We start from the raw sequence: 15,126 nt of genomic DNA, 5'->3' as shown, positions 1-15,126 counted from the left end.
GGGATGATTGAGCGGCGTTCCAGAGATCCTGATCAATAATGGCTGGATGACTCTTCTCTGTAACAATCCACTTACCTTGATCATTTGGACGACCGTCAGACCTCTTATTCCACACGCGACGACCGAGATACGCTTCATTGCTGAGAATGGAAAGTACGGTTGAAGGGCTCCACTTTTTTTCTTGTGGTTGCGATCGCTGATTCAACAGACGTGCAATTTTCTTGCCTCCCATGCCCTCTGCGGCCATGCTGAATATTTGTTTAACAGTCTGCACCTCATGTTCTGGCCCAAGTTCGTATGTCACTCTGTTACCAATCTTACACAAACGATAACCATAGGGGGCACGCCCACCGCAGTGAAAACCTTGCAATGCGTTTTCTCGTAGACCCTTCAGTGTTTCATGCTTCAGGTTGACGTTATAAAACTCGCTGATAACCTCCAGCATTCCTTCAAGCAAGACGCCATGTGGGGTTTCCGAGTCAGTTGGTTCGGTTGCGGAAAGCACAACAATACCCTGCTTTTTTAGCAGGGCTTTGTAGATAATATGATCTTCACGTCTTCGGCAGAAGCGGTCAAACTTGTGCACGAGAATCGCGTCGAACGGTTTGTCAGGCTTTTGAGCCAAAGCAATCATTCTTTGAAAAGCAGGGCGATCCGCCGTCTTCGCCGATTTTGCTTCGTCAACGAATTCTTCAACGATATTCCATCCTTTTGCATCAGCATAGGCCTTCAACGCCTCTCTCTGTGCCGGAATGGACAATTCACGGTTTGCCTGTTGTTCTGATGAAACTCTTAAATACGTGGCAACATTCATATTGACCACTCCTTCCGGTATTCTTTCATCCGTTGATTAAATGAGATTGCAAGAGATACGTCACTATACAAGCTTATGTCTTCACCTCCTCTCTGCTGTTCAACGCCTCTCACCGTTGATTTTTCGCTGTAAATAAAAAAGCACTCATCACATTGGTTAATGTGACAAGTGCGATAGATAGTATCATCTAGCATTCAGTAATCTCTATTAAATGTTTGTACTTTGGTCTACATCAAAGAGCGGTTTAACCTTAGAGCCTCAAGGATTTTACTGCTCTCGGTCGTGTATACACCTATTGCAAGACAATCAATGTACTACTCTGTTGATACCCTTGTACTGGTTGTTTGTACAAATGAATAGCGTTTACCTCCTCCTCGTTAACTCCGAGATACCAAAGGATCGGCAAATAAACCCTAGCCATGTTATCGATGTCCATACCCGCAACCTTTCCACCGATGAACGTCATATTCACTTGAAGGGGGCCGCCAACTCCTGAAAGTTGCATTCCATCGTTCTGTAGGGACTCCGCCACGTCTTTTTGCAAATCCCAATTGTATGGCTCCCAACGTGTGTCATTGTCGAAGTCGATTAAAAGCGGCTCTTCCTTCGGGACAATATAAATAGGAACATCAAAAAAACTAACCACAGGTGAACCTGTATTTGCACTCAATGGATAAATCCTAACTGACAGATTATCCAAAGGTTGCGTAGAACGACTTTGAACATTTTGGGGCCCTGCGTTTGTGATGCAACATTCATAAATACTGCGGTCATTCCCGATAATCTCTTTGTTGATTCCATCAACAACCGATTTCATTACTTCGATTAATGGCAACTCCTTCTTCGGCCTTCTGGAAACAACATCAATTTCAACACGATACCTTTCAGCAGGAAGCGGGGGAAGCATACCCATCCTCTTCAATTCCGCACGTAACAGCATTGCGACCTTTGCCTGAAAATCCATCATTTGAATGGATTGTAGAATCCCTTCTTCCTTTGTTGAATCGTATTCAATCGACTGAGAATGAGGCTCCCCCAAAATCTCTATTGTAGATGATCCATCATGAAGAACATCAACCATTTCAGTTGCCACCTTTACTTTCAACTTCCTCCATGTTGTCGTCATATTTCCATATACCCCTTTTTAGATTTCATAACATCGGTTTCGACTTGATGAAGAATTAAATGGGTCGGGCGTAACACAATTCGTTCAACGACTTTTGCATTTGAATTCGGTTGATATGTACCTACATCACCCGTGTATATCCCTTTCTCAAACCAACACCTAACTGGAATAAATAAACCATCCTTTATCAAAGAAATAACCGTTCTCGATATCACTGTGGTCGAACCTTTTAACGCATAACAGAAGCCTGGATTAAGATCAACTTTACCTTGCTGATCGATCTGCACGATTCTCGGATCGATTCCCCCGTAAAATTCAAGCCAACAATATGCGTACAGTAGCAAAATTGTTTTCAGCTTAGTGATTGTCCACTGACGTTTGGCAAGGGTTGTGTCAGCCAGCATTTTTTCTGTTAATACTGTTTTTGGCACCATAATGTAGCCTTTGTTATGTGCTTTTAACTCATCAAAATCAAAGTTCAGTTCATGACAAGAATAGAATTTTTGTTGACCATAGTGGTAATCTGGAGCGACAAGAATAGTGGAGCGGAACCACTGCTGTTTTCCACTAACACGTTTAATAAAACCTTCTCGCTCAAGCCAGGCTAATGCATTCTGAACCTTCCTTGAATACTTCGGTCTATGTGCAGTTGGCAAATTATACTTCAGATCCTTGTGAATTGTATCAATGCATCGATATGTCTTTTTGGATGTGTAGTCAAAATGTTTACACAAATATAGATAGATAACAAAAGCGTCACGGTCTTTAAAATCACCATATACCTCGCTTAATATCTGTCTTTGAAAAGGGAACCATGATGGAGAAAGAATAAACTTATTCCTCGCACCGGTGTTTCTGAAATAGCTCTGAAAGTTAGGTATCTGCACAGCAACTTCCTCCAGTCAATTCCTATACTTTAATTTAAACAGAACAGACTCAACATGACCACATCAGGCCTACTAGTCGTTATGGGAATGGGAGCCAGTTACCTTATAACGACTCCCATACCACCAATTCTTCTTATACCCACCCCTTTTCTTTGAAACTAAGATACTCTGAACCTGTCATATGAAGAATATCCAAAATCGATATGCCACACACATCCCCGGCCTCAGTAATTGTTTTAGCCACTGAGATTTGCTCAGTAGTAGGATTAAGGTCGCCCTCCTTTAGGATGTGTACCAGTATCCCTGAAGCGGCGTTCCGCAATATTAGTTCGCGGAAGATAAATCGCTGGCAAGTGGGGATGTCGGCCATCACTTTCTCATCAATAGTAGTTAGGCTCAGGACATGATTCTTAGTCGTTAATGCCAGCAGTACCACTTGTCCATCGCCGACCATCTCAAACTTTTCCTTGCAATACTGGTAGGCATCTCTAGGCATGCGGATAACGAACCTATCCTGCCTGCCGGGGTTAGAAAGTAAATGTGCTAGTTTCAGGGTAGCATGAAGCTGTTTTCCTTCCGCAGATGAACTGACTATTTCAGATAAATCCTCTTGAGATAGCCCTTTAAGTTGATTCGGGTGATCAAAGTGATGTAACAATGCTTGAATCGTCAACAAGTCGCTCTCCCGTAGTATGTGGGAGCTTACTAGGTTTTTGATGAGTTTCGCCATGCTTTCCGCCTCCTGACTAGATTTACATAAATCCCTGCTCAGCTAAAGAGCAGTACGAATTCATGCCGCAAACAATTGAATCGAGAACTTCCACGCCAATGATTTCTCCTACTTTCTTGAGAGTATTGCTTATGGTTATATCTTCCCTTGATGGAGTAGGATCACCTGAAGGATGGTTGTGCACGAATATTGCCTTCTCTACTTGTGAATGCTTTAACAATGGAAGGAAGGTCTGTCTCGGCGTAACTATTGCCGCATCGATGCTTCCTACGCTGACTACCTTCCAGAATAAAATCCGATTCCGCTTGTCTAAACCGACAACAACAAAGTGTTCTTGAGGTAAATAAATCATCTCAGCCTTGAGAAAGTCGTAAATTTCCTTGGCCGAACGAACAACTTGCGGACGAGATATTTCAGTGCAGAGAGTTCGAGCACTAGCTAAAGCGGCCATAATTTTTCTCGCCTTAACTACACCGATGCGAGGAAGGGCTCTCAATTCCTCTTCTGTGGTCTGAAGCAAATCATGGAGTGTTGGAAAGTTGGTCAGCAAAGTGCGAATGGTGTGACTGTCAGGCTTCTCCCGCAAAATCTGTGAAAAGATATCGGCAAGAGCAGGCTTGTTGTCAAATCTATCAATCATCGTCAATTACCTCCGTGAAATGAAAATAAGGAGGGCGGCGAACCCTCCTTGTGTTGTTGAAATGAAATCCTGTACAATGCAATCAGCAAAGTTTTTTGGTGTGATCCTTATGGTCGCACCTCTTTTTGTTTGTCTAACTGCTCCAACTGCTCCAGTTTCATCTCGACTAGCACCAGCTTGACGAGAGTACGGGCATAAAGCCGCCCCCAAGCGGGACGCAACTCTTTGATACTCCGTAAATGCTTCAACGCCGCCAATAACCACTTTTTCTTCTCATGCAAATCAACACACTTCTCCATCATCCTCACCTCCCTCCAAGGACATAAAAAAATTGCCCTCCTGCCATTAATCAGTGCAGAAGAGCCACTCAGTTCCGTTGTCTTCTCTTTTTCACATACCGCTGTAACTGCTTTGGATAATACTTTTCAAAGTATCCAATGACAAATCTGGTTGCAACATCCCTCTCAATCTTCCAGAAGCGGATGACGTATGCGTGCAAGACGTGACCGGCCATTCGAATTTCTCCGTTCAGAGCCAACCGATTTAACAACACTACAAGGTCATCAGACAGATTCATTTTGTTCTGTTGCATGTGTTACAGCTCCTTTCTTATTGGTTTCGAGTTCAATCGACCGCAGGATGTCGATCATATCCAATTTAATTTGCAGGGTTTTAAGCTCCTCCCGAACCTGTTGTAGGCTGAACATGTTTCTTGGGTGGTTCATGTCAGAGTTTCTCAGCAACCGTTCCCTGACAAGCAGATCGACCTGTTTCAACTCCAGCCTTTTCAACAAATCCCTCATAGTCATCTCACCTCCTTTCATCGTCCCGTTGTCTTGCAACCCGTCGTTTTCGCTTTTTTCGCAACGACAAATAACCCGCTTTGATTCAAGCAGGCACCATTACACAAATCCTTGTTACAAATAAACGGCGTGATTAAGAATGCGGGCGGACGGCAACTCTCAGCTCGTAATTAATGTGCCAATCATCCATCTTCAAGTCTCTGGCGATACCTTCATAATCGATGTAGCAAACGAGTGAGGAAGGAACGGAACCAAAGCAACCTTCATCGATCATTTCAGCCGCGACATCACATAAGTTGTCCACATCATAATACACACTGTAGTCGCCGCTCTCCAACAGCCGCACAACCTCTTCAACGTTGTCCACGCATTCACAAAGAGCGATAACAACTCTGCTGTCGTATCGAGCCAAAACGGCGGCGGCTTCATTGATCGCAAACACATTGTCATACTCGCTGATGGAGAATGGTGCTTCGTAATCATGAATGGCGTATTCCTCATCTTCGCCCAGAATCTGCTTTAGCCTTTCCTCTAACTCTTCACTTCTCAGCGGCAGCGTTAGCCACTTGCCAACCAATTTACCTTCGTTGTACTTCGCCAGATTGGCAACGTAAATTCTAACCTCCATACAGACTCCCTCCGATTTACCGAATTTTGTTCACCAAAAAAGTCACGCCAATAACCACACTGCTTCTTTCATTCAAAACATCACTGCCTGATCATCCAGATTCACCTCCTCTCTGTGTGGGAAGCCTCTCACCTCCCCTGTTCGCTGTCACGCTCAGCAGAGCGACAAAAACAAAAAAAGGACTGCGATCTACCAATGAATCAGTAGATCACAGTCCATATAGAACCCGGTGGGGCATGAAACGGCAGGCGGGGGTACTTAAAAAGTGCAGAGTGGTACTCCGGGGAAATCTGTCTATTTTTTGCCCATTAAGGCGATTTTACGATCGGTTTCGGTGAGAACCGATTGAGGTTGCTATATCTTTCGCAATCCTGTGAATCAGTTTTACTTCATCCATGCTCAGATCAATCATCAAGCTTCTGTGTGCTTCTATGAGCATCCGTTTATCTAAAAGTTCGGTTTCAATATCCACTTTGTGAAACTGAAACAGTTCGACAGGTGTAATCTCCAATGCATTAATAACCTTCTCCAGCGTGGTGAGAGAAATGTTACGGTCACCACGTTCGATGCCACCAATGTATGAATAATGAATGCCTGATTTTTCTGCCAAGGCTTCTTGAGTCAGTCCCTTTTCCTTCCTCAATGAACGAATTCTTTCCCCGATTAATTTTAAGAAATCTGACAATGATACCACCTCTACACAAGCGTAGGGGAGTATCGACTACATCCGTCAGTAGCACAAACTAGAAAATTTTAATATAATTTTGCATAAAGCTAAAATTGGTTGTCCTTGGTAACGATAATATAGATAGGTGTTTTTGTAGAGGTGAGATGGATGAGGATACAACATAACCTTTCAGCGATAAACTCGCTCAACAAGCTGAATCGGAATTATAGAAAAACCGCCACATCAATTGAAAAACTATCCTCGGGACTCCGCATAAACAAAACGGCAGATGACGCCGCAGGCCTGTCCATTTCACAAAGAATGAGAGCACGAATTAGAGGTTTGGAACAGGCTGAGCGGAATATACAGGACGGCATTTCTCTTGTACAAACGGCCGAATCGGGTCTCGCCGAGATACAGAATCCGAATCTTCAGAGATTACGAGAGCTTGCCTTGCAAGCGGCCAACGGGACGTTAACTTCGGACGACAGACTACGCATTCAGGAAGAAATCGATCAAATCAAGAACACCATCAATGACATCGCAAACAACACCCACTTCAACGGAATCCACTTATTAAACGTGTCAGATACCCCACCATCGGGACTTACCGTTGTCAATTTGGCCAATGCGGTCAGCATCACCATCTTTGAGCAATCCGGCATCAACACCATCTACGAAGAAACTTTTTCTATCGCCGATCTGGTGAATGGTGTCTACTGGTCTACTCCGGCCCCGCCTCCACAGTCGAGTGAGCCTTATCATTTTTCTGTTGATCTCGGTACCAACACCTTTAAGACACGAGCGGAGACATGGGGATTTGGCAACAATATCACCGCAGTCAGGGTAAACGGACTCACTGGATATCTTGAGACAGAAGTTTACGCGACGAAACTCGTTTCCTATTCCGGTACTCCCTATGTCGGAGTACCACCTGAGAATATCTTGGGAAATGACCTTTCCGACTCGCCCAACTTTTCGGATGGCGGCGGTGTATGGACGGAAATTGTGGTTCAATTTGAAGCGACCATAGACCCTAACTCCACTACTCTGCCCAACCAATCCGTTGATGTGATTCTACAGGTTGGCCCTGATGCCAGTGATACATACAAGATCAAGTTAACGGATGCCCGCACCACAGCACTTGGCATCGACGATATTGCGGTTGATCCGCCCGAGAAAGCGATAGAAGCGATTGGAAAGATTGACGATGCTATCAATAAAGTGTCCGCAGAACGATCAAAGTTTGGCTCCTATCAAAACGCATTGGAGCACATCCATAACAACGCATCGAACTATAGGGTCAATCTTGCGGCGGCTGAATCGAGAATAACAGATGTGGACATGGCCAAGGAAATGATGAAATTCACCAAGAGCCAGATTCTCTCCCAAGCATCGCAGGCCATGTTGGCACAAGCAATGCATACCCCGGAATCAGTAATAACTCTGATTCGATAGTATGCCAAGAAAGGACGGGCTTTCCCTTGCAACAATTTGTGAGAACCATTAATACCTCCGACGCTTTCAAGATGAAGCTGGAGCAACTGGAACGAGAGTACAGGATCAAACTGGAGAGCATCAACAACGATATCCGGTTAAAAGAGCAGGAACTGGATCGGTACCGAAGTGTGGGGATCGGAGGAGAATTGGGTGGCGGCTTTTTGATCCTGCTTAGCTGGGTCGGATTCATCATCGGATCACTGGCCGCCTTGATCGGAATCATGATGGCTACCGAAGAGTCCAAGAGTGATGTTTTAGCGGTAGGTATGATCATGTGCTTAGTAGGTGTATTTTGCATCATCCTGGGTGCTATCTTTCGCGGCAAGGGGCTTTCCATTCGCAGAACGGCAATGGAGAAGCAGAAAGAAGCGGCAAAACACTGTGAAGCCATTGAATCTGAACTTGCCAAACTGCGAGAAGAATTGAAACACTTGGAGGATTACTACCAAGCTGAAATGTCTCATCAACGCCAGCTATACGAACGCCATATGCTTAATCAGCAAGAACTGATTGAACAGGAAGTGTCGGCCATTCAACATCATTCGGCATCTACGGCAGACACGAAAGAATGCCCGAAATGTGCCGAGCTTGTAAAGGCAAGGGCAAAGATTTGCCGTTTTTGCGGTCATGAATTCAATGAATAAACACCAGTTGATGAGGGAGTTCCTGTAGCTCCCGTCTTTTGTTTGATGACCATTTTCTGGAGGGATTCGATGGATTCAGGTTATTTCTGCAAGGAATGCAATGATTATCACGAGATCGAAAGCCGTATTGGAATGAAACATCTGCCATACAACCTTTCCAAAAGTGATCTGACTGCCTTCATCAATGTCGCTACGACCATCCCAACATACGAAGTTGTTACCAAGGGAATACCGCATGTCTTTGAAGGGACACATGATTTCGTCCGGGAAGTGAAAATAGCGGAACTGCTTCAGCAAAAATTCCCGAACATGGAAGCCTACAAGACGGTTGACGGCATGAAGGATTGGCTGGTTGATCGTTTGAACGGGAGTGATCAATCTGCGGCGAATGCGTTGAACCGCCTGCAAGGGGATATCGCGGGCGAAGTGGACTTCGTTCGTCAAATGCAAGGCGATCTGCGAAGTCTGTTCACGAAAACGGATTTTGTGCGGAATGTCGATGGAAGAGTTACCAGTAACAATCCCGGCATTGATGTCGTGGAGATGAATCGTCTGACCGGTGATATCGTTAACGAATATCAGGTGAAGACACTACGTTCGCCGGATACTATCGACCAGACATTGAAAGAGTTTCTGCACAACGACCATTACCGCCCCGACATTACACTTGTCGGCCCCCAAGAATTGATCGACCGGGCCAAGGAGATGGGATTGCCGAATCCGACGAAGGTGATGGGCACTCTCGACAGCAACGCAGCCTCGGCGGAAGTGTTGAAAGAGAAGATTCTGAGCGGGGATTTGTCTGTAGGATTTACTCCTGTTGATGTTACGGAAAAACTTCTCGGAGGTGCTGCCATCGGAGCCGCAATCTCCGTTACTGTATCGGGACTCGTCCAGTTCATTCAGTACAAAAACGGGCAAATCTCATGGGAGCAACTGAAGGAGCGGCTAGGGAAAAATGCGTTGAAACGGAGTATCGCTGGAGGCGTTCTCGCTGGATTAACATTATTTATTCCGGGCGGGCTTATTGGTCACGGCATTGGATTCGTGGCCGGGATTACGCTTCGCAGACTGCTTGACAACGCCTTTGGAGAAGGCACTTTCGGAGAAGTTTTGAAGACGGCGAACTCGGTGAAAGCCAACGTGGAGTTGTTGCATCATGGATCAATCTACATCGCCAAGCTGTCCGAAGTGAACGCCGATGTGCTGGAACGGGCCGTCTCCATCGTCAACGATATGGAAGAAGATCGATGGAAAGCGGATGAGATATACACAAAACTGGAGCGGCAACATGGTACCATGACACGAATCGATTACAGTCAAGCCGCCGAAGATATTTTGGATCGGTGCGACGAAATGCGGTTTCGTTTGCTAGGAGGTAAACGTAAATGAACACCATACACCCCCACTCTGCTTCAATCCGTCAACCGCAAGTATCCGTAACTGTTGAAACGGAAGCTCCTGAACATTCACCGGAAACGAATCCAATTCGTGCAGAATACATCAAACGTAGAGAAGTATTTTATCAAGCCAAGAGAGAGTTTGACTTTGCGGTGAAATCCGGTAATAGTGCGGCTGTACGTGCGGCCAGTTCCAAGTTTCAGAAAGCTGAACGTGACTTGTATGCGATGCAAAGTGATTTGAATATTCGACATCACATCGCTGATTTCTTCCATCAAACACCTGATGAAGCATCTTCACCCGGATATAGTGCAGTGAAAGCCGAAGAACCTTCCCTACCAACTCAACAGCAGGTGATTGCGGCGGTAAAACAGAACCCTCGTTTAATTGATCCAACGCAAGTGAGAGCTATTGTACGCAATTCCCTTAATCAATTACTCTCCATTGAACATCGGATCGACAAGATGGAGAATCAAGGGTTCCTTGGGCGTTTATGGGGCGGATTGACCGGCTCCAATCAGCGGGAGATGCTCTCTTTAATGCGTGACCTGACATACGCCCAACAAACGACGATCAAACTCGTACTGACGTTGGCAATGTGTCATGCCCATAGTGTTGCCGTGATCGATGAGATTCTCGATGAATTGGACAAGGCTAAAGGTGTGCATACCCGTACAGCCTCACATATTGAGCTTCTATACGAGCAAGTTGTACTCATCAAGGAAATGCAGAACAAGCAACCAACATCTAACAAACTGATGAAGGGGATATTAATAGGGGGCGTCATTTCTGCAACTGTGATCGGAGTAATCGGGTACCTCGTTCTAAAACTTTTTTAGTATACGAATCGTTTTCATGTACCAAATCCTATAAAAATTGGATATATGAAATGAGAAGGCGTCCGGCACATAGAGAATTATCACCGGAACGCCTTATCTTTATGTGTTTTTCAAGATTTAGTTGAGGTGTCTTGAGGTATTGAGCGAAATTTATACAATATTTCTATTTACTCGCCCAATGATACACGGTCTTGGGTTGATATAAAAACGAAGGGGTTTTTTTGTTAAAAATTCACAAAATACATGCTGTGGTGGAGGACTTTAGAACTAATTGGCGAATTTTGTCATAAGTATTCTTTGTCCTTAATGGTATTGTATGGTGAGGTGAATATATTGTCTTTAGAGTTCGATATAGTATCTGAAAAGGTGATTGGGGATCATTGTTATTACGCTTGGGTAGTTAAAGGTGACTGGCAACAAGCCATCGCAAATGAATATGGTAAGCTTAGAACTGACACGAGGTTTCCTATTGAACCAATATGCCTGGACGGCTTAGAATTTTCGATAGACACTATAAAAGAGCGGATTTTTCATAATACCATACCCGAGAGAAGGGGTGGTAATTTTGATGTAGTTAGAAGTGATTTTGGTGAAGTAATTTCTTACATGACATTAGAGCAAAAGTATTCGACTCAATTCGGATACAAATCGATAAGAGACAGGGAGCTTGTTCAACTACCGGGACGTGGAATTGATGGAATTGGTATTGAGACAGGAGAAAAGTTAAGGCTCGTATTAACTGAAACGAAAGTTTCAAGTCAACGTACTTCACCCCCTTCTGTTGTTGACTCATCGGAAGATAGCATGAGGAATCAACATCTAGATCACATTTCTAAACCTGAGACATGTAAAAAAATCTGGGACGTTGCTAGAAGAACAACTAGTTCAGAGCTACAAAAATTGTTCATGACCGCCGCTCTGATGTTCGAATACAAAATGTTTGATCGATTAGAATTAATCACCTGTTGCGTTTTGGTACGTCCAAAAATGGTTCATACTTGTAATGATTTTGGGTCCTTCATGTCGCATGCAAAAGATTTCCTTCCAGGTAAAATTCGATTTCTAGTCATATGCATACCTGAAGAAAATGGGAATAATCTAGAAGAAATAATCGACGAATGGTTCAAGGTCTTAAATGAGAGGAGGTGCGACTAACTGATGAAAGAAAATACGCAACCGTCATTACCTCCAATATCAATACCACAACTAATTAAAGATACTGGAATTACTGAGTTTGTTCTACAGGCTGAAGAAGAATCGCTAGTACGTGATATTGCACGTAATTCTCACATATTTACTCAAAAAAATATTGAAAGGCTACCTCGACTCGGTTTTTTATTTGAGCGACAAGCTGTAGATGAATTTGAATTAAACAAAACAAATAGAACGGTAAAAGATAATTTTCTTTTAGCATTTCGCTCTTGGAGATCAATGATAAATCTCCCGTCAACACAGAATAACCAAAGCGATATATCTAGAGCCGCACTAGAATTAATTGAAAAAGAATTGAGTGGTGAACCATTACCGGCTGAGATTATCCTTGCTTTTAGAATTGCCGTAAGTGGGCTGATGTCAGATAGGCCGTCTGAAACAAGATTAGAACTTAAAAAGTTTAACTTTCAGGGTACAAACTATGTTAACAGTTGGGGGGATAAAGTACGTATTACATGTTTCCTATCATTTATATACTTATGCAGGAAGAAAAATGGATGGGAAGATGTAGATAAGGCATTAGAGTACATTGACGAACTGAAAGAACTTCAAAAAGAATACGAGGATACATATTTAAATAGGTTTCAAAGCGGAGTATCACAAATTGCCGCCGCGTATGAGCTTGTTGGGTATTACAACTTGGCCCAAATAATTACCATTACTGGACAATACCTTAAGACTGGTTCAGAGTCCATATCAAGAATTTCAGATCGATTAGATCGTTATAAGGATCAGGCTTTAGAAGCGTTTGGGGCAAGTGGGTCAGTTTTTATGCGGCATCTTACGGAACTTATGTGGGCCGGTTGTTGGAAACTCGCTAACAATTCAATTTGGACCCATGTTAATGTGCTAGGTGAAACACCGCGAAATTTTGCAAAAATGTTAAGTGACAAGGGTAGGCCTAATCCAGTTATTGAATTATGGCCAAGTCAGCAAGATGCTCTTCGAAAAAACCTACTTGACCCGTATAGAAGAGCAATTCTAGTAGAAATGCCAACAAGTGCAGGCAAAACACTGCTAGCAAAGTTCTCCATAATTCAGACAAAGGCCCTTAACCCTAATGGAAAAATTATGTATATAGTTCCTACAAGAGCGTTAGTAAATCAAGTTACATCTGATTTAAGACAAGACTTTGCTAATTTTAATCCTAAGTTTGTTGTAGAACAGGCAGTTCCAGCCTTTGAGTTGAATCCAACTGAGGAACGTCTGTTAAGTGGAGAAACAGATATTTTAGTTACTACTCCCGAAAAGCTTGATTTGTTAATACGAAAAGATCACCCTGTTACAAAAGACATTGCGTTAGTAATTGCCGATGAGGCTCATAATATTAGCGATCGAAGTCGGGGGGCCCGTTTAGAATTATTATTAGGAACTTTAAAACGGGAAAGAGCGGGAGCCAGATTTCTATTACTTTCACCATTTCTACCTAATGACAATGAGTTAGTAACTTGGTTAGGAGATGATCAAGCCTTACCACCAATTGGAGTAGACTGGAAACCTAGTCGAACAGTCGTTGGAGTTTTAAAATTAGATGGTTCTAGAGATAAACGAGCTTTCATTTTAGAAACAGTACCTGCCTCCAAGGCATTAGATATATCTCCCGGCAGAAAGATTCGATTAGCTGATAAAGATATTGTTCAAGGGAGACCGTCTTTGGAGAGGTATACTATTGCAGGAGCGAAGGTTTTTAATCAAAGAGGTGCTGTTCTTGTATTGTGCAGAGGTAGAGGAACTGCCCTTAAACGAGCTAAGCAAATCGCAAGTACAATGGAGAGTATCAATGAAAACAATGAACTAGTTAAGTCCGTTTGCAGATTCTTGGCAGTAGAACAAGGCCCCAATACACCATTAATTAAATTATTATATAAAGGAGTAGCTTATCATCATTCAGGATTATCACAAGAAGCAAGGTTGCTTATCGAGGGCTTAATTAAAAGAGATTTAATAAAGGTGGTATGTGGCACAACTACTTTAGCACAAGGAGTAAACTTCCCCATTAGTACAGTTATTATTGAATCGTTAGTAAAAGGATCAGGGAATAGATTAACTTATTCTGATTTTTGGAATGTTGCTGGTCGAGCAGGTAGAGCTTTGGTTGACACAACCGGAATTATTACCTTTCCAGCACCAGACGCTGATACGAAAGCGGAAATACTTGAATTCTTGCAAGGAGAGGCTGAAGAAATATCTAGTCAGCTTTCTAACCTGATTCACCGTGCTGATGAAATTGCTGACAAGTTTAATCTTAATTCGGTTAAGAAATGGCCAGAGTTATCCTCTTTGATGCAGTTTTTAGCTCATGCTTTGAAAGTGGCAGGTGAGACGGATTTAGCTGGAGAAATTGAAGACTTATTACGTGCGAGCCTTGTTTACCATCAATCAAAAAAACTTGGAGTTGATGCTCCCAAAAAATTATTAAAGCTTTGTAGAGACTATTTAGATAAGATTAAGGGTAAAAAGGGACTAGTACAAATTGCGGATCAAACAGGATTTGCCACCCCAAGTGTTTTAAAGATACTTGCAGAGAAACAGCACTTTAAGGATTTATCTAAGTATGAGGACTGGAAGCCAGAAAATTTATTTAGTGGTGATGTAACTCCGTTAACAAGACGGATTGAGGCAATTGCCGATCTTCCTGAAATACAACTTGGAAGAGGGAAAGGACAACCATTCAATGCGAGAGAAGTCGCTACCATTCTAAAAGAATGGGTTAACGGAGAACGACTAGACATAATGGCAGAACGGCATCCTATCAATAATGATAACGATCCTGGTACACGAGAAGCAGAGTTTGGAAAGTATCTATTTTCTAACTTAATTGGAAAGGCTTCATGGGGAATAGGTGCGTTGGAGGGAATATATTTATCCCAGATTGAAAAAGAAAAGTGGGACGATGTTGGGTATGTTCCTTCGATGATTTACTTTGGAGTCTCTTCAAAAGAAGCAGTGTGGTTTAGAATGGTTGGAGCCCCCAGATTTGTTGCTAAAGGACTTGCTGAATTGTGGAAAAGTCAAGTTCGTAAGGAACCCGACTCTCATGAACAGATAAGAAAATGGATTGATAACCTTGATGATGAACAGTGGAAAAAAGTCTTACCAAAAAATGTAGACATTACTCCTTCGGACATAAAAAAATTATGGAATGAATTAATGATCTAGTTTGTTTCTGTTAGTAAAAAATTTAATGGGAGTGGACTCACCACTCCCAGTTTGTTTTTAGTTTATCCTATCAATA

General features: G+C 43.0%; 15 protein-coding genes. 6 read left to right on the top strand and 9 right to left on the bottom strand.

Annotated elements, in window-relative coordinates; translation table 11 throughout:
- From KDN35_RS19505 to KDN35_RS19465, 9 genes are all read right to left on the bottom strand, one after another.
- The coding region (locus KDN35_RS19505; RefSeq protein ID WP_212133702.1) for a recombinase family protein at positions 1-814 on the bottom strand (814 nt) is incomplete at its 3' end.
- Between the two features lie 292 nt (positions 815-1,106).
- A complete protein-coding gene (locus tag KDN35_RS19500) occupies positions 1,107-1,940 on the bottom strand; it encodes a hypothetical protein (RefSeq protein ID WP_212133700.1) in 834 nt (277 codons plus the stop codon).
- On the bottom strand, positions 1,937-2,827 hold the full coding sequence (locus KDN35_RS19495; protein ID WP_212133698.1) for a hypothetical protein: 891 nt from the start codon (positions 2,825-2,827) through the stop codon (positions 1,937-1,939). Before KDN35_RS19495 ends, KDN35_RS19500 begins: the two co-directional genes overlap by 4 nt.
- Positions 2,828-2,960: 133 nt before the next feature.
- Complete coding sequence (locus tag KDN35_RS19490; protein ID WP_212133696.1) at positions 2,961-3,557, bottom strand: JAB domain-containing protein; 597 nt, start codon at positions 3,555-3,557, stop codon at positions 2,961-2,963.
- 22 nt (positions 3,558-3,579) lie between these two features.
- On the bottom strand, positions 3,580-4,197 hold the full coding sequence (gene radC, locus KDN35_RS19485) for a RadC family protein (protein WP_212133694.1): 618 nt from the start codon (positions 4,195-4,197) through the stop codon (positions 3,580-3,582).
- A 107-nt stretch (positions 4,198-4,304) separates the two neighbouring features.
- Complete coding sequence (locus KDN35_RS19480; protein ID WP_249179212.1) at positions 4,305-4,496, bottom strand: hypothetical protein; 192 nt, start codon at positions 4,494-4,496, stop codon at positions 4,305-4,307.
- A gap of 264 nt (positions 4,497-4,760) precedes the next feature.
- Positions 4,761-5,021, bottom strand: a complete 261-nt coding sequence (locus KDN35_RS19475; protein WP_249179211.1) for a hypothetical protein — start codon at positions 5,019-5,021, stop codon at positions 4,761-4,763.
- A gap of 112 nt (positions 5,022-5,133) precedes the next feature.
- Positions 5,134-5,628: an antirestriction protein ArdA gene (locus KDN35_RS19470; RefSeq protein ID WP_029098177.1), complete on the bottom strand. Its 495-nt coding sequence runs from the start codon at positions 5,626-5,628 to the stop codon at positions 5,134-5,136.
- 319 nt (positions 5,629-5,947) lie between these two features.
- On the bottom strand, positions 5,948-6,322 hold the full coding sequence (locus KDN35_RS19465; RefSeq protein ID WP_349291007.1) for a helix-turn-helix domain-containing protein: 375 nt from the start codon (positions 6,320-6,322) through the stop codon (positions 5,948-5,950).
- A 141-nt stretch (positions 6,323-6,463) separates the two neighbouring features.
- On the opposite strand from KDN35_RS19465, the gene KDN35_RS20155 reads away from it, so the two are divergent.
- The 6 genes from KDN35_RS20155 (at position 6,464) to KDN35_RS19435 (ending at position 15,050) form a co-directional block, all read left to right on the top strand.
- On the top strand, positions 6,464-7,753 hold the full coding sequence (locus tag KDN35_RS20155) for a flagellin N-terminal helical domain-containing protein (protein WP_212133688.1): 1,290 nt from the start codon (positions 6,464-6,466) through the stop codon (positions 7,751-7,753).
- Between the two features lie 71 nt (positions 7,754-7,824).
- Complete coding sequence (locus KDN35_RS19455) at positions 7,825-8,439, top strand: zinc ribbon domain-containing protein (protein ID WP_212133687.1); 615 nt, start codon at positions 7,825-7,827, stop codon at positions 8,437-8,439.
- Positions 8,440-8,508: 69 nt separating this feature from the next.
- Positions 8,509-9,831, top strand: coding sequence for a hypothetical protein (locus KDN35_RS19450; protein ID WP_212133686.1), 1,323 nt, complete (start codon positions 8,509-8,511; stop codon positions 9,829-9,831).
- Complete coding sequence (locus tag KDN35_RS19445; protein ID WP_212133685.1) at positions 9,828-10,679, top strand: hypothetical protein; 852 nt, start codon at positions 9,828-9,830, stop codon at positions 10,677-10,679. Before KDN35_RS19450 ends, KDN35_RS19445 begins: the two co-directional genes overlap by 4 nt.
- A gap of 243 nt (positions 10,680-10,922) precedes the next feature.
- Positions 10,923-11,834, top strand: coding sequence for a hypothetical protein (locus KDN35_RS19440; protein ID WP_025846285.1), 912 nt, complete (start codon positions 10,923-10,925; stop codon positions 11,832-11,834).
- A gap of 3 nt (positions 11,835-11,837) precedes the next feature.
- On the top strand, positions 11,838-15,050 hold the full coding sequence (locus KDN35_RS19435) for a DEAD/DEAH box helicase (protein WP_212133684.1): 3,213 nt from the start codon (positions 11,838-11,840) through the stop codon (positions 15,048-15,050).
- Positions 15,051-15,126 lie beyond the last annotated feature (76 nt).

The sequence above is a fragment of the Brevibacillus sp. NL20B1 genome (genome assembly GCF_018195675.1).
GTDB lineage: Bacteria > Bacillota > Bacilli > Brevibacillales > Brevibacillaceae > Brevibacillus > Brevibacillus aydinogluensis.
Note: the sequence above shows the minus strand (reverse complement) of the source record. Positions and strands in the feature narration are given on the sequence as shown.

What these genes read in the sequence shown, in the direction of transcription:
- KDN35_RS19490 (WP_212133696.1), bottom strand. Translation starts at nt 3,557, where the DNA reads ATGGCGAAACTCATCAAAAACCTAGTAAGCTCCCACATACTACGGGAG.
- radC (WP_212133694.1), bottom strand. Translation starts at nt 4,197, where the DNA reads ATGATTGATAGATTTGACAACAAGCCTGCTCTTGCCGATATCTTTTCA.
- KDN35_RS20155 (WP_212133688.1), top strand. Translation starts at nt 6,464, where the DNA reads ATGAGGATACAACATAACCTTTCAGCGATAAACTCGCTCAACAAGCTG.
- KDN35_RS19440 (WP_025846285.1), top strand. Translation starts at nt 10,923, where the DNA reads ATGCTGTGGTGGAGGACTTTAGAACTAATTGGCGAATTTTGTCATAAG.
- KDN35_RS19475 (WP_249179211.1), bottom strand. Translation starts at nt 5,021, where the DNA reads ATGAAAGGAGGTGAGATGACTATGAGGGATTTGTTGAAAAGGCTGGAG.
- KDN35_RS19470 (WP_029098177.1), bottom strand. Translation starts at nt 5,628, where the DNA reads ATGGAGGTTAGAATTTACGTTGCCAATCTGGCGAAGTACAACGAAGGT.
- KDN35_RS19435 (WP_212133684.1), top strand. Translation starts at nt 11,838, where the DNA reads ATGAAAGAAAATACGCAACCGTCATTACCTCCAATATCAATACCACAA.
- KDN35_RS19450 (WP_212133686.1), top strand. Translation starts at nt 8,509, where the DNA reads ATGGATTCAGGTTATTTCTGCAAGGAATGCAATGATTATCACGAGATC.
- KDN35_RS19445 (WP_212133685.1), top strand. Translation starts at nt 9,828, where the DNA reads ATGAACACCATACACCCCCACTCTGCTTCAATCCGTCAACCGCAAGTA.
- KDN35_RS19480 (WP_249179212.1), bottom strand. Translation starts at nt 4,496, where the DNA reads ATGGAGAAGTGTGTTGATTTGCATGAGAAGAAAAAGTGGTTATTGGCG.
- KDN35_RS19500 (WP_212133700.1), bottom strand. Translation starts at nt 1,940, where the DNA reads ATGACGACAACATGGAGGAAGTTGAAAGTAAAGGTGGCAACTGAAATG.
- KDN35_RS19455 (WP_212133687.1), top strand. Translation starts at nt 7,825, where the DNA reads ATGAAGCTGGAGCAACTGGAACGAGAGTACAGGATCAAACTGGAGAGC.